The following is a 17,931-nucleotide window of genomic DNA, read 5'->3' on the forward strand; positions in this document are numbered from 1 at the left end:
TTCTTTCGGTGAGTCAGCCGCAGTGCCGGGCGAGCACGTCGCCGACGGCGGTGAGGATGAGGCCCATGGAGGTCGCGCCGGCGTCCGGGGACCCGACGCTGCGCTCGGCCAGGGGACGGGCCCGGCCGACCTTGGGCACGAGGTCCGCGGTGGCGGCGGCCGCCTCGACCGCGGAGCGGGCCGCCGCGGCCCACGAGCGGTCGAGCGCGGAGCCGGCGGCGAGGTAGGTGTCGAGGGCGTCGGCGAACGGGAAGAGCGCGTCCAGCATGGTCTTGTCGCCGAGTTCGGCCCCGCCCAGGTCCTTCATCGCCATCGCGCCGCGCCGCACGGCCCGTGCGAGCCGCGCCGGGTCGACCGGCTGGTCGTTGCCGAGTGACTCCCCGATCGTGCGCAGGAACAGGCTCCACAGCACCCCGGAGGTGCCGCCGGCCCGGTCGCCGAAGGCGCCGGCCGCGGCGGCGAGCACGGTCTGGAGGCCTCCCTGGGTGGCCTCGGCCGCCGACAGGGCGGCGCGCAGCCCGCGCACCATGCCGGAGCCGTGATCGCCGTCGCCGGCGACGGCGTCGATCCGCCCGAGCTCGTCCTCGTGCTCGGCCACGACGGCGGTCATCGCGCGAAGCGCGTCCCTGACGACCGCGGCAGCGCGCTCCGACTCGGGAGCGGCCTGCGCGGCCGCGTCCACCGCGACCGTCTCCTCCGAGGCGACGTAGCGTTCGAAGGCCGCGGTGCGGACGCTGCCCCGGCGGAAGGCGGGCGTGTGCGCCGGGGCCCGCCAGAGCTCCTCCAGCTCGTCGTCCAGCCAGGTGATCGACAGGGAGCAGCCCGCCATGTCCAGGCTCGTGACGAGCTCGCCGACCTCCGGCATGACCGGCTCGACGCCGGCGTCGGCGAGCAGCGGCCGCACGTTGTTCCAGAGCAGGAACAGTTCCTCGTATTTGGTGGCGCCGAGGCCGTTGAGGAGCACGGCGGCGCGGTGCGCGCCCTCCGGGCGTTCGGCGAGGAGCGGCTCCACCAGCGCGGCGGCGATCTTCGCCGCGGGCATCCAGGCGTCGGATCGGACGCCGGGCTCTCCGTGGATGCCCAGCCCGAAGTCCATCGTCCGCTCGGCCACGGCGAACAGCGGGCTGGACCGCCCGGGGAAGGTGCAGCCGGCGAAGGCGACGCCGAAGGAGAAGGTGCGGGCGTTCGCCGCACGCATGATCCGCTCCACCGCGTCGAGGTCGTCGCCGCGTTCCGCCGCGGCACCGGCGATCTTGTACACGGTGAACGTGCCCGCGATTCCGCGCCGCTGGTCCGCCTCGGCGGCGGGGGCGGAGGCGATGTCGTCGGTCACGTACACGATGCGTACGTCGACGCCCTCCGCGCGCAGCCGGTCCGCGGCCGCGGCGAAGTTCAGCCGGTCACCGGCGTAGTTGCCGAAGGCCAGGACCACGCCGGCGCCACCGTGGGCGGCGCGCGCGATCCGGTAGACCTGCTCGGCCGAGGGCGAGGTGAAGACGTCGCCGAGTACGGCGCCGTCGGCGAACCCGACGCCGGTCACCCCCGAGTAGGACGGGTAGTGACCGGATCCGCCGCCGATGACCAGGCTGACCTTGCCCGCACGCGGGCCGCCGGAGCGGATGAAGCCGGAGGCGCCGGGCACCCGGGCGACGTAGTCCGGGTAGGCCAGGGCGAACCCGTTGATCACCTCGTTCTTGAATTCCGCGGGATCGTTGTAGATCTTGGTCACTGGCGTGCTCCCTCGGACAGCTGGGCGAGGATGAACTCGCGGGCGTCGACGTGGTCGGAGGCAAGGTGGTCCACCAGCGCCGCCGCATCCGCCCGGGGCGGGTAGGTGGCGTTCGGAATCCCGACGACGACCAGGCCGGCGGCGTACGCGGCGCGGATGCCGTTGCTGGAGTCCTCCACCGCGAGGCCGTTGCCGGGGCTGATCCCGAGCCGGGCGACGGCCTCGAGGTAGACGTCGGGGCTGGGCTTGCCGCGCGGCACCTCTTCGCTGGAGACGGTGGCGGTGAACAGCCCGGCCAGGTCGTGATGGCTGAGCACCGCGTCGATCGCCTTGCGGGCGGCCGACGACGCCAGCGCGATGGGCACCCGGGCGCTGACGCTGCTGACCAGCTCCCGCGCGCCGGGCAGGAGCTCGGCCTCGCCGCGCTGGATGCGGCCGACCAGCCCGTTCACGCAGTGATCGCGGGCCATGTCCGCGTCGCCGGGGGCGCCGACGTGGCCGGCGAGGTAGCCGGCCCACTCGATCGAGCTCATACCCTGGACGGCCAGGGTGTCGGACAGCTCCCACGGGCGCCCCCGGGACTCGGAGAAGTCGCGCCAGACCTCCTCCCAGAGGTGCTCGCTCTCGATGATCACACCGTCCAGGTCGAAGACGACCCCTTCGATGGGCTGGTCGTTGGTCATGAGGCCACCTCCACGTTCGCTCCGGCCGCCTCAAGGGCGTCGAGCGCCTGCGGGCTCGCCTCGGAGTCGGTGATCACCAGGTCGAAGACGGTCAGGGGGGACAGCCGGTGCAGCGCGGTCCTGTCCAGCTTGCTGCTGTCGACCAGCAGGTAGCGCGCGGAGGCGGACTCGATCATCGCGCGCTTGAACGCCACGATGCGCTCCTCCTGGTGGTAGGCGTGGCCGGCGGTGACGGCGGAGGTGGACATGAACAGCGCGTCGGCGTGGATGTCCTGGATGACCTCGATGGCGTGCATGCCCTGGAAGGAGTCGTGCAGCGGGTCGTAGTCGCCGCCGATCCCGATGACGCGGATGTCCGGCAGGGCGGTCAGCTCCTTGAGCGCGGCGAGGAAGTTCGTGGCGACGTGCAGCGGCGCGAACTCCGCGAGGCCGGGGATCATGTGCTGAACGGTCGTCGAGTCGTCGAGCATCAGGGACATGCCGGACTCGATGTGGCGCAGCGCCGCCTGGGCGATCCGGCGCTTCTGCTCGACGGCCGCGGCGTGGCGGAACGCCACGCGCGCCTCGAACACGCCGCTCGGCTGGGCGGTCGCGACGCCGCGCGCCTTGCGCAGGACGCCCTGCCGCTCGAGCTCGTCGAGGTCGCGGTGGATCGTCATGACGCTGACGCCGAACATCTCCGCGAGCTCCTGCGCCGTCAGCGACCCCTGCTCCAGGATGAGGTCGGCGATCTGGCTCTGACGTGCCTTGTTCTTTCGCACGGGCACTCTTTCGACGTCGGGGGGACTATGAGGATTCGTCACAGCCGCTCGCCGTCCGCCACTCGGAGCCGGGGGTCCCTGACGGCCTCGCGGGCCGCCACGGCCGACTCGTCGTCGGGAAGGCGCTGGGCGGCCAGTTCCGCCTCGATCCGGGCGAGGTAGAAGTCCAGCTCCTTCCCCACCCGCTCGGCGTCCCATCCCAGCTCCGCGCCGATCACCGGGGCGAGCGCGCGTGCGGCGGCGGCGCCCCGGTCGCGCGTCTCGATCGCGATGTGGGTACGGCGGGTCAGAACGTCGTCGAGGTGAAGCGCGCCCTCGTGCGTGACGGCGTGAACCGCCTCGGCGAGGAGGTAGTCCGGCGCTCCGTCGACGGGCCGCCCCAGTTCGGGCTGCTCGATGATCATAGCGATCAGGTCCTCGGTCAGCGAGCCGTAGCGGCCGAGGAGATGGCCGGCCTGGGCCGGGGTGAGGCCGGCGGACGCGGCGAGCCGGGCCGTGCGCGCCCGGGTCTCGGCGTAGCCGACGGCGCCGATCAGCGGGACGCTCTCGGTGCGGGACGGGGGCACCGCGCGGCCGAGTCCCTTCACCGCCTCGTCGATCGCGTCCCTGGCCATGATCCGGTACGTCGTGTACTTGCCGCCCGCGATCGTGGTGAACCCGGGAACGGGCGTCTCCACGGCGTGCTCCCGGCTGAGCCGGCTGGTGGTGCCGGCCTCTCCCCGGATGAGCGGGCGGAGCCCGGCGAAGACCCCGTCGATGTCGTCCCTGGTGAGCTCGGTCTCCAGCACGGCGTTCACGTTGCGCAGCAGATAGTCGATGTCGGTCGAGGTCGCCGCCGGATGGTCGAGCCCGGCCGTCCACGCCGTGTCCGTGGTGCCGATCAGCCAATGGCGGCCCCAGCTCCGTACGAACAGGACGCTGTCCTCGGCGCGGACGAACAGCGAGACCTCGCTCCTGATCCGGTCCCGGGGCACCATGATGTGCACGCCTTTGGAGGCCTTCACACTGAAGCCGGGCCTGCCTCCCGCGAGGCCGCTCAGCCCGTCGCTCCAGACGCCGGTGGCGTTGACCACGTGCTTGGCGCGGATGGTGAACGTCTCACCGCTCTCCAGGTCCTGCGCCTGCGCGCCGCGGACGGCGCCGCCGGAGGTGTCCAGCCCGACGACCTTGACCGCGGAGGCGACCTCCGCGCCGTGAGCCGCCGAGGTGCGCACGAGTTCCAGGGTGTGGCGCGAGTCGTCGACCTGGGTGTCGTAGAACGCGATCGCGCCGATCAGCCCGCTCTGCCTGACCCCGGGAGCGAGGCGCCGGACCGCGCCGCGGGACAGGTGGCGGTGGCGGGGAACCGCGCCGGCGCCGCCGATGGTGTCGTAGAGCAGGAGGCCGGCGCCCACGTAGGCGCGTTCCCAGAGCCTGCGGCGCAGCGGGTAGAGGAAGCGGATGGGCTTGACGAGATGCGGCGCGAGGTCGTTCAGGAGCAGCCTGCGCTCGCGCAGCGACTCGCGGACGAGGCCGAAGTCGAACCGCTCGAGATAGCGGAGACCGCCGTGGATGAGCTTGCCGGACCGGCTGGAGGTGCCGGCCGCGTAGTCCCGCATTTCCACGAGGGCGACGGCCAGCCCGCGGGTGGCCGCGTCCAGGGCGGCCCCGGCTCCGGTGACGCCGCCGCCGATGACGAGGACGTCGTATTCCGTACGGGCGAGCCGCGCCAGCGCTTGCGCGCGCCCCGCCGGGCTGAGCTGGCCGTTCGGCATGCGCTATCGGGACCTTTCTCGCAGACGACTCTTCAGAGGGGTGGGGAGTGGGCGCCGGCCATCGAGAGCACGACGGCACTGGGCAGGTAGGCGCCCACTCCCCCGCTGGGAGGACCCGCGCTCACTTGTCCAGGACGAACGGCGCCGAGTACTTGTCGGCGTTCTCCTTGGTGATGAGCACGCAGTCGATGCTCTGCTTCTCGTCGGCGACCCCGGACTTGCCGGTCTTGAGGTATTCGACGGCCTGGGCGACGGCGTTCGTCGTGCCCTGGACGATGGGCTGGAGCACCGTGGCGACCATGGTCCCGGCGCGCACCGCCTTGACCGCGTCGGCGTTGCCGTCGAAGCCGAGCACCTTCACCTTGTCGATCTTCTTGGCGTCGGTGAGCGCCTCGATCGCGCCGAGGGCCATCTCGTCGTTGCCGGCGATGACGCCGGTGATGTCAGGGTGGGCCGCCAGGAGACCCTCCATCTTGTCCTTGCCCTGGACGCGGTCCCAGTTCGCCGTCTCCTGGCCGACCTTCTTGAGGTCGGGGTAGGCGGAGATGACGGCGGCGTAGCCGTCGGAGCGCACCTGGGCGTTGTTGTCGGTCGGGTTGCCGAACAGCTCGACGTACTTGCCCTTGCCGTCCATCGACTTCACCCAGGCCTCGGCGCCGATCGTGGCGCCCTGGGCGTTGTTGGAGATGATCTGCGCCTTGGCGATGCCCTGCTTGGAGATCTCGGCGTTCACGAGGAACACCGGGATGCCGGCGTCGGTCGCCTTCTGGACGGCGGCCACGGACTCGTCGGCGCCGGCCGGGTCGAGGATGATGGCCTTGACCTTGTTGCTGATGGCGGTGTCGATCAGCTGGTTCTGCTTGTCGGGGTCGGCGCCGTGGGCGTTGACCGTGGCCTGGTAGCCCGCCTTCTCGATCTCGGTCTTGGCGGTGTCCGCCTCCGCCTGCCAGTAGGAGTTGGCGAGGTCCACCGTGATGACGGCGATGGTCCCGCCCTGCGCGGCACCGCCCGTGGCCGCAGCGGCGGTGGTTGCGGAGCCCGAGGCGGTGTCGGTGCCTGACGAGCCGCAGGCGGCGAGGCCGAGTGCCATCGCACCTGTCGCTGCGATGGCGGCGATCTTTCGGAACATGTGGAGCCTTTCGCGAACACTGGAAGTGCGGACGGCGCTGGCCGGGCCGTCCGGGGTACGTCGGGTCACACCGGGGCGGATACGTGCTCCGACGGCTTGGGGGGTGACAGCGCGGCCTTCCCGGAGCGGCGCTTCTGGAGGTTCTGCTGGAGCTGGTCCAGCGCGACGGCGACGACGATCACGGCGCCCTTGATGATCTGCTGCCAGAACTGGGAGACCCCGACGAGGACGAGACCGTCCACGAGGAAGCCGATGACGAAGGCGCCGATGAGGGTTCCGCGGATGGTGCCGCGGCCGCCCGAGAGCGCCGCTCCGCCGATCACCACGGCGGCGATGGCGTTGAGCTCGAAGAATTCGCCGGCCGACGGCGTGGCCGAGGACAGGTCGCCCGTGAGGAGCAGGCCGACCGCCGCCGCGCACAGGCCGGACAGGACGTAGATGCGGGTCTTCACCTTCTTGATCGGGACGCCGGACAGCTCGGCCGCGCGCTCGTTGCCGCCGGTCGCGTAGAGCCATCGGCCGAACGGGCTCTTGCTGAGCACCACCGCGAACACCACCGCGAAGACGATCATGGCCCAGACCGCCATGGGCAGCCCGAGCGGAGCGCTCTTGAGGAAGGTGAGGAAGCCGGTGTTGCCCAGCTTCTGCTCCCCGCCGAGCTGGGAGAACGGGGTGCCGTTCGTGATCAGCAGCGCGATGCCGCGGGCGACGTACAGCATGCCGAGTGTCGCGATGAACGGCGCGACGTTGAGTCTGGCCACCACCACGCCGTTCACCCATCCGGCGAGAGTGCCCACGCCGAGGGAGACGACGATCACGACCCAGGCGGCCGGGTAGAGGAACAGGTCGAGGCCGGGGATCTCGAATCCTTCGAGCAGCATGCCCGCGATGACGCCGGACAGGCCCACGATCGAGCCGACCGACAGGTCGATGCCGCCGTTGAGGATCACCAGGAGCATCCCGATCGCCAGGATCGCGTTCATCGCCACGTGCCGCGTCATGACGATGAGGTTGTCGGGGCTGAGGAAGTTGGGGGACAGCAGCGAGAAGACGACCACGATGAGGACCAGGGCGAGCAGCGCGCGCCCCTCGACCATCAGTGCCCTGGTGTTGATCTTGCGGGGGGCGCGTGGCGCCGTCGTCTTGACGGCGGTCTGGGTCAGCTCACTCACTGGCGGTTCCCATCGGCTGGATGCCGGCCTCGGACTCCCCGGAGGCGGCCATGATCTCTTCACGTGAGGCCGTGCGGGGGTCGAACTCCCGGACCACGCGCCCCTTGGACATGACGACAATGCGGTGCGATGCCGTGATCGCCTCACCGATCTCGCTGGTCACGTAGAGGACCGCGAGCCCTTTGCGCGCCTCGCGGAAGAGCAGTGAGAAGATCTCGCCCTTGGCGCCGACGTCGATGCCGCGGGTCGGCTCGTCGAGCAGGAGCACCTTCGGGCGGGTGAGCAGCATCTTGCCGATCACTACTTTCTGCTGGTTGCCGCCGCTCAGCGACGTGATCGCCGCGCCGGGGCCGGCGGTCTTCACCCGTACGCCGGAGATCCCCTCCTGGATCCGGCCCGCTTCGCGCCTGCGCGAGACGAAGCGGGAGACGACGAACGACCTGGTCGCCTCCAGCAGGCTCGACAGGGACAGGTTCTGGCCGACCGACATCGACTGGACCAGCCCGTCCCGCTGCCGGTCCTCCGGCACGAGGCCGATGCCGAGCTCGATCCGCTCCGCGATGGACCTGCCGGTCAGGTCCTTGCCGCCGAGCTCCACCCGGCCGGTGGCGATCGCCCCGCGGCCGGCCAGCGCCTCCACCAGCTCCGTGCGGCCGGCGCCCATGAGCCCGTACAGGCAGACGATCTCGCCGTGCCTGACCTCCAGGGAGACGTCGTTGACCGCTAGCCGGCCCTCCCCCGCGGCGTCGACGACCTTGAGGTTCCTGATGCTCAGCGCGACGTCGCCGCGGTCTCGCTCGGCGTCGCGGAAGTCGTACTCGGCGGCCCGTCCGACCATCTTGCCGACCACCCAGGGCAGGTCGATGTCGCCGGCGTCCGCGGTGGCCACCAGCTCGCCGTCGCGGAACACCACCGCGTGGTCGGAGATCTCGATCGCCTCCTCCAGATGGTGGGAGATGTAGACGATCGCGACCCCGTTGGCGGTGAGGTCCTTGATGACCTTGAAGAGGACCTCGACCTCCGGGGCGCTGAGCGCCGACGTGGGCTCATCCATGATCAGGATGCGGGCGTCCAGCGCCAGGGCGCGGGCGATCTCGACGATCTGCTGCTGCCCGATGCGGAGGTCGGCGACGAGGGTGTCCGGGTCGATGTCCTCCTCGAGCCGTTCCATGAGCCGCCGCACGGCTTTGCGCTCACCGCGGTAGTCCACCGTGCCGAACACGCTCATGCGTTCGCGGCCGATGAAGACGTTGTCGCGCACGCTCATGTTCGGGCAGAGGTTGAGCTCCTGATGGATGATCGAGATGCCGTGCTCGACCGCCTGGTTGGGCGAGCGCAGCTCGATCGGCTCCCCGTCGAGCTCGAGGTGTCCCGAGGTCGGTGATTCGACGCCGGCGATGATCTTCATCAGGGTCGACTTGCCGGCCCCGTTCTCCCCGAACAGTGCGGTGACCTTGCCCCGGCGCACCTCGAAGGTGACTCCCTTGAGCGCCTGGGTGGCGCCGTAGTGCTTGGTGATGTCGATCGCCCGCAGGATGACGCCTTCCCGGGCGGGGCTCGCGGCTCCCCCGGCCATCAGCCCGCCACCTCCACCTTGACCGGCGTGACGAGGTAGCTGTGCTCCGGGCCGGTGTTGGTGACGTAGACGCCGACCACCGTCGCGGCCTTGCCCCGCGCCGCGGCGGCGTCGACCTTGCCGCCGACCTCCGCCAGCATCTTCGTCTTCAGCTCGTTGGCCACCTGCTGGTAGTCGGTCTGGTTCTGGAAGTCCGCGAACTTGAGGGTTCCGGTGACGTCCCGCAGGGCGGTGCCGTTGGCGGCCTGGCCGACCGCGACGCGGACCACGCTGCCCTTCGGCAGACCCGCCACGTCGACGGTGAGCAGACCCGCGTCGGTCTCGGTGACCTCGCCGGTGAAGCGCACCGGGATCGCGTACTTGTCGGTGCCCGCGATGTGGCCGTACTTCGCACCGGCGGCCGAGGCGTCGGCGGCGACCGCGGTGGCGACCTCCTTGAGCTCCACAGCCTTCGCCTCGACCGCCTTGACGATCTTGGGGTACTCGGCGGCGGCGAAGTCCTTGGCGTTGAACTCCGCGGGATTGATCGCGGCCACCTGCTGTCTGGACAGGACCGTGGTGTCCATGCCCATCGCGACCAGGAGGACCACCAACGCGGCGGGCCAGACGAGGCGCGCGAGCATGCGGGGCGGGTCGGCGGCGGTGCTCATCGGCGTCGGGGGCTCCTTTCCAGGAACTCGCCGGCAGGGCGATCCGGAGGCGAGATGCGCGAGCTATCACGCGTTCATGGGAACGTAACAGGGAGACTCGTTATCAATCAAGATTTATCTGTTATCAACGCCGAAACGTAGCCTGCCGGTGTGATCCAGGTCATGGCTGGCTAGATTTATCACATGAGTCGCGATAGCTTCGGCGAAGTTAACGTTAGAAATCACGCCGCCGATCTCGTCCGAACATGAGATGATCACTCAGGAGCGCGATGAGCACTTACCGAGACCGCTCCCTCCAGCGCCTTCAGCACGACTTCGACCTGCTCGTCATCGGTGGGGGTGTCAACGGGCTCGGCATCGCGTGGGACGCGGCCGACCGCGGCCTGTCGGTGCTCGTGATCGACAAGGGAGACTGGGGCAGCGGCACGTCGTCGTGGTCGTCCCGCATGGTCCACGGCGGGCTCAAATATCTCGACAAGCTCGAGGTGGGGCTCGTCCGCGAGTCACTGCGCGACCGGGAGTGGCTGCTGCGCCGCGCGCCGCACCTCGTCGCGCCCCTCCCGTTCGCGCTGCCGTTCTACCGGGACAACAGCCACCACCGGTTCGCCCTGCGCGCGGGGATGGTGCTCTACGACGTCCTGTCCTTCGACAAGTCGCTGCCGCTCCACCGCACCTACGGGCGGCGCAAGACCGCGGCCTTGCTGCCCGGCCTGTCCCAGGACGGGCTCCAGGGCTCGGCGGTCTACTACGACGCGCAGGTGGAGTACGCCGAGCGGCTCTGCGTCGAGATCATGCTCGCCGCGCGCGCGGCCGGGGCCGCCACGCTCAACTACGCCGAGTCCACCGGGCTGCGGACCGAGCGGGGCCGCGTGACCGGGGCGTCGGTGCGTGACCTGATCACCGGCACGGTCCACGAGGTCACGGCGCGTTTCACCGTCAACGTCGCGGGGCCGTGGGCCGACTCCGTGCTCTCCGATTCGCTGCCCGCGGGCGAGCGGCTGATCGGCGGCACCAAGGGCACGCATCTCGTCGTGGACCCGTTCCCCGGCGCGCCGCCTTACGCGATGTACTACGAGGCGCTCAGCGACGGCCGCCCCCTCATGGTGATCCCCTGGCTCGGCAGATACCTCATCGGCAGCACGGACGAGCGGTTCGAAGGCGACCCCGGCACGGCCGCGGCCGACCAGGGAGAGATCGACTACATCCTCGCCGAGACCAACCGCCTGTTCCCCGCGGCGAAGCTGACCGAGGACGGCATTCTGTACACCTACACCGGGGTCAGGCCCCTTCCGTTCGCGCCGAGCGGCGCGCCCGGCGACGTCACGCGCCGGCACATCCTGCACGACCACCGCCCGCGCCTCGACGGGCTGCTCTCGATCGTCGGCGGCAAGCTGACCACCTTCCGCACGCTCGCCGAGCACGCCGTCGACGAGGTAGCCGCGCGCCTGGGCAGGAAGACGGCGTCGCGGACCCGCAAGCTCGACCTCCCCGGCCGCCCGCCCGAGGAGTTCGGGTTCGAGCAGGAGAGCGAGCTGCCGGCCGCCGAGGCCCGCCGGCTGGTGCGCGTCTACGGCGCCCGCGCCCGCCAGGTCACCGCCCTGATCGCCTCCTCCGAGACCCTCTCGCGGACCGTCGGCCCCTCGACCGGGCTGCGGGCCGGCGAGGTCGTCTTCACGATCAGGGAAGAGGAGGCCGTCAGCCTCGCCGACGTGCTCGCCCGCCGCACCATGATCGGCCTGGAGCCCGACCTCGGCCAGGGAGCCATGGACTCGGTCGCCGCCGTCTGCGCCGCCGAGCTCGGCTGGGACGAGGCGGAGACCACCCGGCAGTTGGCCGCCTACCTCACCTATCTCCGGCGCTTCCGCGAACTCCAACCGGGGCCCGTGGCCTAGATGGGACGCTATCTCCTCGGCGTCGACGCCGGATCCACCGTCACCAAGGCCGTGCTCTTCGACCCGACCGGCCGCGAGATCGGCCAGGCCGCACAGCGGGTGCCGCACAGCTACCCGCGACCGCACCACGTAGAGCGCGACCAGGACGAGCTGTGGGAGGTGACCTGCTCGGTCATCCGGGAGGTCGTCGCCACGACCGGCGTGCGGGCGGCGGAGGTCGCGGGCGTCGCGGTCACCTCCCACGGTGACGGCGTCTACCTGGTCGACGAGCAGGGCCGGCCGACCAGGCCGGGAATCCTCTCGCTCGACACCCGCGCGGCGGAGCTGGTCGCGGACTGGGAGCGCACCGGCCGCTGCGCCGCCGTACTCCCGCTCAGCGGGCAGAAGCCCTGGCCGGGCTCACCGGTGTCGGTGCTCGCCTGGCTGCTGCGCAACGAACCGCACGTCATGGAGCGCACGGCCTACGCGCTGCCGGGCAAGGACGTCATCAAGCACCGGCTCACCGGCGTCTTCTCCACCGATCCGACGGAGTCGAGCCTGTCGTTCACCAACGTGCACACGCAGGAGTACGACCTCGAGACGCTGCACGTCTTCGGCGTCGAACAGCTGTTCCGGCTGCTGCCCGAGGTGATCCGGTCACATGAGGTCGCCGGTGCGGTGACCGGCGCGGCGGCGGAGCGCTGCGGCCTCGTCCCCGGCACCCCCGTCGCCTCCGGCGCGCACGACGTCGACTGCGGCGCCATCGGCATGGGTACGGTGCTCCCCGGCCAGCTCGCGATCATCGCGGGAACCTTCAGCATCAACGAGGTCATCTCCGACGCGGCCAAGGTGGACGAGCGGTGGAACGCCCGCGCGTTCGTCGTGCCCGGCCAGTGGATGAACATGGCGCTCTCCCCCTCGAGCGCGGCCAACCTCGAATGGTTCGCCACCCGGCTCGCCGCCGCCGACATGCGGGCGGACAGCGCGGCCGGCCGGCCCTTCGGCTTCGTCGAGGACGATCTCCGAGCGATCGAGTCGAGCCCCAGCGACCTGGTCTACCTCCCCTTCCTCTACGGCTCTCCCTACCCGGTGGACGCGAGCGCGGCCTTCGTCGGGCTGCGCGGCTGGCACGAGCGCGGCCACCTGCTCCGCGCGGTGATGGAAGGGGTGGTCTTCAACCACCGCCACCACGTCGACGCGCTGCGGGACGGGTTCGACGTCACCGACATCCGGCTCACCGGCGGGGCCGCCAACAGCGCCCGGTGGGTGCGGATGTTCGCCGACACGCTGGCCGCTCCGGTGGGGGTGAGCACCGTGCGAGAGGCGGGCGCGCTCGGCTCCGCCATGCTCGCCGGCATCGCGGCAGGCGTCTACGCCAACCTGCCGGAGGCCGCCGCGGCGACCGGCACGGGGACCGTGGTCTGCGAGCCCACGCCCGGCGGCGTGGCGCGGCAGGAGGAGAGCTACCGGCGCTACCAGCGCGTCGTGGAGAGGATGACGGCCGTATGGGCCGAACTCGGATGACCTGGATCGGCACCAGCTGGAAGATGAACAAGACGCTGGCCGAGGCGCGCGCTTTCGCCGACGGGCTTGTCGCCGCCCGGAGCGCGCTCGACGGCGTCCGGGCCTTCGTCATCCCGCCGCACACCGCGATCGCCGCCGTACGCGAGCGCCTGCCGGCCGACGTCCCCGTCCTCATCGGGGCCCAGAACGCCCACTGGGAGCCCGCCGGGGCCTACACCGGCGAGGTGTCGATGAGCATGATCGCCGACGCGGGCGCGACGCTCGTCGAGATCGGCCACTCCGAACGCAGGCAGCACTTCGGCGAGACCGACGACACCGTCGCGCTCAAGGTGGAGGCCGCCGTCGCGGCCGGTCTCACGCCGCTGCTGTGCGTCGGCGAACCGGCCGGGGTGCGCGCCGCCGGAGGAGAGATCGACTGGGTCGCCGGGCAGGTGAGCCGGGGCCTGTCCAGGCTCGCCGCGCACGACCTGCGCAGGGTCGTCGTCGCCTACGAGCCCGTCTGGGCGATCGGCGACCTCGGCCGCGAGGCGCAGCCGGACGAAATCGCGCCAGTCATGGAGATGCTGTCCACCCGTTTCAGGCTCGCGGCCGTTCTCTATGGGGGAAGCGTCAACCGGCGCAACGCTGCGGAGCTGCTCGGCGTACCCGGGACCGACGGCCTGTTCGTCGGCCGGGCCGCGTGGGACGTCGCGGAGTTCGTCGAGTTGCTGCGCATCGGGGCCCGCGCCCGGCACACGGGACGCCCGGATGCGAGATAGTCGGAGGCTGGAGATCCGGATCGAGGAGGTGCGATGAAGGAGTCGCCCGCGGAGGGCCGCCTGGAACGTCAGCGCGCGCGCCAGCGCGCGATCGCGGCCGACGTGATGGCGGAAGGCTCGGTCCGCATCGAGGCGCTCGTGGAGAAGCACGGAATCAGCCTGATGACCGCTCACCGCGACCTCGACGCGCTCGTCGCCCGGGGGATCGTCCGCAAGACCCGCGGCGTGGTCACCGCCCTGCCGTCCAGCCTCGTCGAGGCCAGCGACCTGTTCCGGCGCGGCCGGCAGCAGGCCGAGAAGGCGGCGCTCGCCCGGGCCGCCGGCGCGTGGATCGAGCCGGGGCACTCCGTCATCCTCGACGACTCCACCACCACCTTGAGCCTCGTTCCGCTGCTCGGCGACAAGGCGCCGGTAACGGTGATCACGAACTTCCTGCCCGTCATCGAGGACCTGACCGGTGAGCCGGACGTCACCCTCATCTCGCTCGGCGGCCGGTTCCACCCCTGGTCGAACTCGTTCATGGGGCGCATGACCGTGGCGGCGATCCGCGAGGTGCGCGCCGACATCGTCATCATGTCCACCTCCGCCATCACCGACGACATCTGCTTCCACCAGACCGAGGAAACCGTCGACACCAAGCGCGCGATGTTCGACTCGGCGGCCACCCGGCTGCTGATCGTCGACCACACCAAGTTCGGCCGCCGGGCCCTGCACGCCCTCGCGCCGCTGGCCGACTTCGACCAGGTCATCGTGGACTGGCGGACTCCGGCGGAGCACGTGGAGCGGCTGCGACACAAGGGCATCGACGTCACCGTGGCGCCCGCCGTACGCGCCCGCTGACGCCGGGCACCCGCCGAACGCACCGCCGCGCGTGATGGGGAGCGCAAGGCGCGCGGGGCGCTTGGGGTCAGATGGCGGCCTGGAAGGTGCTGGCGCGCATGCCTGCCAGCAGCCCGGCCGTCTGCTCCGGCGTGAACCGGCGTACCGGGTCGTGATGCAGCAGTCCCTCGATGAGCGGCCGCATCACCCCGGCGCGGCGTGGCGGCGGATAGGGTCCGCTCCTGGCCATGCCGAGCACCGTGGCCGCGTCCTGCCCCGGGTAAGGAGGCTGGCCCTCGACGGCGCTGTAGAGGGTGGCGCCGAAGGACCACATGTCGGCCTCCTTGCTGGCCGGTCCCCCGTGCAGCCGTTCGGGCGCCATGAACGCGGGCGTGCCGCGCAGTCGCCGCGACGTCGTCATCCGGATGTCGCCCTCAGCGGTGGCTATCCCGAAGTCGGTCAGCACCACCCGGTCGCCGGTCAGCATGACGTTGGCGGGCTTGACGTCGCGATGCAGCACTCCGGCCTGGTGGGCGGTGCGCAGCGCGGCGAGCAGATGCTGCCCGATCGCGGCCACCGACTGCGCCGGCAGTGTGCCGACCTGGGAGAGTAATTGGTGCAACGACAGGCCGTCGAGATATTCCATCACGATCCAGAGCTTGCCGCCCTCCTCGATCAGGTCGTGCACCGTGACGATGTTGGGGTGCGTCAGCCCAGCAGCCATCCTGGCCTCACGCAGCACCCGGCGGCGCACCATCTCGACCTCACCGGCCAAGGTCAGCTCCTTCAGTGCCACCGTACGGTGGAGGAGCTGATCGAATGCACGCCAGACGACTCCCATACCCCCACGACCGGCCTCCTCGTTCAGGAGGTACCGTCCGCCGATCTCCCGCATACCATCCCCTCAAGCTCGGGGATAATCATGTCACTTCAGCCAAGGCTGTTGGGTGCCTAAGGTGATCTGGATATGTCAGAAAATGCGGGTTCGCTGGTCAACGGCCTAGAAATTCGATCCGACAACGCGCGCCACACAAGCCCGACACCCACCAAACATACCCCCGCGGCGCCCGCCAGGACGGCTCCGATGCCCACGAACTCTGCCACCAGCCCTCCCAGCGCGGCCCCCAGAGGCATCCCGCCCATGCCGACGAGCCGGTATGCCGAATTGACCCTCCCCAGCAGTTCGGCCGGGATCAGCCGCTGCCGCGCGGAGATCACCAGCACGTTGCCCGCCGCCCCCACCACGCCCCACAGCACGGCGGTCGGATAAAGCGTCCATGGGGCCGGTACGACCACGGGCACCAGGAGCAGGAGACTGCTGATCAGCCAGGCTCCCACGAGCGTGCGGAACTCCCCGAAGATCGCCGCGGCCCGCCCGGACACCAGGGACCCGAACACCGCGCCGGCACCGAACGCCGTCATCATCAGACCGTATCCGCTGGGCTCCAGCCCGATCATCGACTCGTCGCCCACGGCCCACAGCACGAAGACGGCGAAGTAGGCGGCGTTGGCCAGGTTGAGCAGGCCCGCCGTGATCGCCAGGCTCCGCAGCACCTTGTGGGAGCGCAGATAACGCAGCGCCTCTCCGATGTCCCGCCGCAGCGGGGGCCGGTCCGTGCGCGGGGCGGCTAACCGGTATGTCCCCCGCATGCCCAGCAGGAGCAGCCCTGCGGCGCCGTACAGCAGGGCGGGGGCGCCGAAGACGGCCGCGGGAAGCACCGCGACGAGGAGCCCGGCCACGGGGGCGCCGACGAAGTCGTTGCCGATCAGCTGGGCGCTGGACACCCGGCCGTTCGCCCTGGTCAGGTGGTCCGCGGGCACGGTCATGGGAAGAACGGACTGCGCCGAGGTGTCGGCGAAGACCTCCGTGACGCCGGCCGCCAGCACGGCGGCGAGCAGGATCCATAGATCCATCAGGCCGAGCGCCGCCAGGAGCGTCGTGGCGGCGAGGATCGCGGCGCGGGCGGCGTTGGCCACGGCCATGACGCGGCGGCGGTCGGCCCGGTCGGCGATCGCGCCCGCGTGCAGCGCCAGCAGCAGCCACGGCGCCGTCGCGGCGGCACCCACCAGGGAGACCAGGGTGGGGGAACGGGTCATCGACACGGCGAGCAGCGGCGCGCCGATCTTCAGCACGCCGTCCGCGAGGTTCGACAGCGCGGTCGACGACCACAGGAAGGCGAAGGAACGCCCAAGACCAGCCACGGTTGCTCCGATAGTGTGGAAGTGTCCAAAAGAAAGTGTGCATGGATTCCTTTGCAAAGATAGGCTTGCACGTGAAGCAAGGCAAGAGCTTTTCCGCTCGTACGCTCGACGCGAACGCGCTGAAGTCGTTCGCCCACCCTCTGCGGCTGCGGATCTACGAGCTGCTGGACGAGCACGGGCCGTCCACCGCCACGCGCCTCGCGGACCTGCTGGAGCAGAACACCGGGGCGACGAGCTACCACCTGAGGGAGCTGGCCAGGCACGGCATGATCGAAATCGTGCCCGGGATGGGGCGCGGCAAGGAGAAATACTGGCGCATCGTGCCGGGCGGTTTCACCTACGGCGAGACGCCGCCCGACCCGGAGGCGGCGAGCGCGCTGGAGTTCCTGCTCGACGACCTCGTCCGCCAGCGCGGCGCGGAGCTGTCCAGATGGCGCCAGGAGGCGTCACGGGCGCCGGAGGAGTGGGTGCAGGCCAGCACGTTCGGGCGGCGGTCGCTGCGGCTCACGGTGACGGAGACGGCGGAGCTGAGGGATGAGGTGCTGGAGGTGCTGGAGAGGTACCGGAAGGTGTCGGACCGGAGAGAAACAGCGACCACGTCCCCGGTCTCCACTGGGCACGTGGTCATCCACTTCGACGTCCTGCCGCTGGGGGCCGCCGGCGAGCAGGAGTGATCCGGTCAGGTGATGAGGGCGAGCGCCCGCTCGGCCGTCCCCTCCGGGGCGTTCTTCGGCGAGCCGCAGTCGAACGGCGGCCGCGGGTCGTACTCGATCGCCAGCTGCACCGCCTGCGCCGTCTCCGGGTCGCGCGCCTGGGCCAGCAGCGTCAGCGCCATGTCGATGCCCGCGGACACCCCGGCCGCCGTCACGATCTTGCCTTCGGTCACCACGCGCTCGCTCACCGGCTCGGCGCCGTACGGGGCGAGCATCTCCAGGATGGCCCAGTGCGTGGTCGCCTTCACGCCCGCGAGCAGCCCGGCCGCTCCCAGCAGGAGGGAGCCGCTGCAGACGGAGGTCGTCCACCGGGTGTGCTCGTGGGCCTGGCGGATCCAGCCGAGCAGGGCCTCGTAGGACAGCGCGTCCAGGGTTCCCGGACCGCCCGGCACGATGATCACGTCAGGCGCGGGCAGGTCCGCGTACGAGGCCGTGGCGATCAGGGTGAGCGTGCCCTGGTCGTCGGTCACCGGCCCGGCCTCGGCGGCGACGAACGTGACCGTGCAGCCGGGGGCGAACGCCAGCACCGTGTACGGCCCGACCGCGTCCAGCGCGGTGAAACGGGGATAGAGCGGGATGGCCACGTGCAT

The 17,931-nt window shown here is 70.9% G+C and carries 16 protein-coding genes; 5 read left to right on the top strand and 11 right to left on the bottom strand.

Translation table 11 applies throughout. The features are described 5' to 3' along the window. Window positions 1-13 precede the first annotated feature (13 nt). The 8 genes from ACTMTI_RS14215 to ACTMTI_RS14250 form a co-directional block, all read right to left on the bottom strand. Window positions 14-1,729, bottom strand: coding sequence for a dihydroxyacetone kinase family protein (locus ACTMTI_RS14215; RefSeq protein ID WP_441120764.1), 1,716 nt, complete (start codon window positions 1,727-1,729; stop codon window positions 14-16). Next, window positions 1,726-2,412: an HAD family hydrolase gene (locus ACTMTI_RS14220; protein WP_441120765.1), complete on the bottom strand. Its 687-nt coding sequence runs from the start codon at window positions 2,410-2,412 to the stop codon at window positions 1,726-1,728. The genes ACTMTI_RS14215 and ACTMTI_RS14220 overlap by 4 nt, the downstream gene beginning before the upstream one ends. Continuing rightward, window positions 2,409-3,173, bottom strand: coding sequence for a DeoR/GlpR family DNA-binding transcription regulator (locus ACTMTI_RS14225; protein ID WP_441120766.1), 765 nt, complete (start codon window positions 3,171-3,173; stop codon window positions 2,409-2,411). Before ACTMTI_RS14225 ends, ACTMTI_RS14220 begins: the two co-directional genes overlap by 4 nt. Before the next feature lie 38 nt (window positions 3,174-3,211). Next, window positions 3,212-4,927, bottom strand: coding sequence for a glycerol-3-phosphate dehydrogenase/oxidase (locus ACTMTI_RS14230; protein ID WP_441120767.1), 1,716 nt, complete (start codon window positions 4,925-4,927; stop codon window positions 3,212-3,214). Between the two features lie 121 nt (window positions 4,928-5,048). After that, entirely contained in the window at window positions 5,049-6,056 is a 1,008-nt protein-coding gene (locus tag ACTMTI_RS14235; RefSeq protein WP_441120768.1) for a D-ribose ABC transporter substrate-binding protein, read from the bottom strand. A gap of 65 nt (window positions 6,057-6,121) precedes the next feature. Beyond that, the gene (locus ACTMTI_RS14240; protein WP_441120769.1) at window positions 6,122-7,228 is read right to left on the bottom strand and encodes an ABC transporter permease; all 1,107 of its coding nucleotides are present in this window, start codon (window positions 7,226-7,228) and stop codon (window positions 6,122-6,124) included. Next, window positions 7,221-8,804 carry a sugar ABC transporter ATP-binding protein gene (locus ACTMTI_RS14245; protein WP_441120770.1) on the bottom strand — a complete coding sequence of 528 codons (1,584 nt, stop codon included), beginning with the start codon at window positions 8,802-8,804 and terminating at the stop codon, window positions 7,221-7,223. The genes ACTMTI_RS14240 and ACTMTI_RS14245 overlap by 8 nt, the downstream gene beginning before the upstream one ends. Beyond that, entirely contained in the window at window positions 8,804-9,454 is a 651-nt protein-coding gene (locus ACTMTI_RS14250; RefSeq protein WP_441120771.1) for a DUF2291 family protein, read from the bottom strand. The genes ACTMTI_RS14245 and ACTMTI_RS14250 overlap by 1 nt, the downstream gene beginning before the upstream one ends. Before the next feature lie 269 nt (window positions 9,455-9,723). Between ACTMTI_RS14250 and ACTMTI_RS14255 the strand changes: the two genes are divergently transcribed. The 4 genes from ACTMTI_RS14255 to ACTMTI_RS14270 are packed head-to-tail and all read left to right on the top strand — an operon-like array spanning window position 9,724 to window position 14,447. Further along, on the top strand, window positions 9,724-11,346 hold the full coding sequence (locus ACTMTI_RS14255) for an FAD-dependent oxidoreductase (protein WP_441120772.1): 1,623 nt from the start codon (window positions 9,724-9,726) through the stop codon (window positions 11,344-11,346). Continuing rightward, window positions 11,347-12,849, top strand: coding sequence for an FGGY-family carbohydrate kinase (locus ACTMTI_RS14260; protein ID WP_441120773.1), 1,503 nt, complete (start codon window positions 11,347-11,349; stop codon window positions 12,847-12,849). After that, entirely contained in the window at window positions 12,831-13,607 is a 777-nt protein-coding gene (locus ACTMTI_RS14265) for a triose-phosphate isomerase (protein WP_441120774.1), read from the top strand. The genes ACTMTI_RS14260 and ACTMTI_RS14265 overlap by 19 nt, the downstream gene beginning before the upstream one ends. Window positions 13,608-13,640: 33 nt before the next feature. Further along, window positions 13,641-14,447, top strand: a complete 807-nt coding sequence (locus tag ACTMTI_RS14270; RefSeq protein WP_441120775.1) for a DeoR/GlpR family DNA-binding transcription regulator — start codon at window positions 13,641-13,643, stop codon at window positions 14,445-14,447. 67 nt (window positions 14,448-14,514) lie between these two features. On the opposite strand, the gene ACTMTI_RS14275 is transcribed toward ACTMTI_RS14270, so the two are convergent. Both ACTMTI_RS14275 and ACTMTI_RS14280 read right to left on the bottom strand, forming a co-directional pair. Further along, entirely contained in the window at window positions 14,515-15,321 is an 807-nt protein-coding gene (locus tag ACTMTI_RS14275; RefSeq protein ID WP_433017126.1) for a serine/threonine-protein kinase, read from the bottom strand. Window positions 15,322-15,377: 56 nt separating this feature from the next. Then, window positions 15,378-16,628, bottom strand: coding sequence for an MFS transporter (locus ACTMTI_RS14280; protein WP_441120776.1), 1,251 nt, complete (start codon window positions 16,626-16,628; stop codon window positions 15,378-15,380). Between the two features lie 71 nt (window positions 16,629-16,699). Here ACTMTI_RS14280 and ACTMTI_RS14285 point away from each other — a divergent pair, with 71 nt between their 5' ends. Further along, entirely contained in the window at window positions 16,700-17,302 is a 603-nt protein-coding gene (locus ACTMTI_RS14285) for an ArsR/SmtB family transcription factor (RefSeq protein WP_441121195.1), read from the top strand. 5 nt (window positions 17,303-17,307) lie between these two features. On the opposite strand, the gene ACTMTI_RS14290 is transcribed toward ACTMTI_RS14285, so the two are convergent. Beyond that, window positions 17,308-17,931, bottom strand: coding sequence for a DJ-1/PfpI family protein (locus ACTMTI_RS14290; RefSeq protein ID WP_441120777.1), 624 nt, complete (start codon window positions 17,929-17,931; stop codon window positions 17,308-17,310).

Origin of the sequence: Nonomuraea sp. H19 (assembly GCF_052068215.1) — a bacterium.
GTDB lineage: Bacteria > Actinomycetota > Actinomycetes > Streptosporangiales > Streptosporangiaceae > Nonomuraea.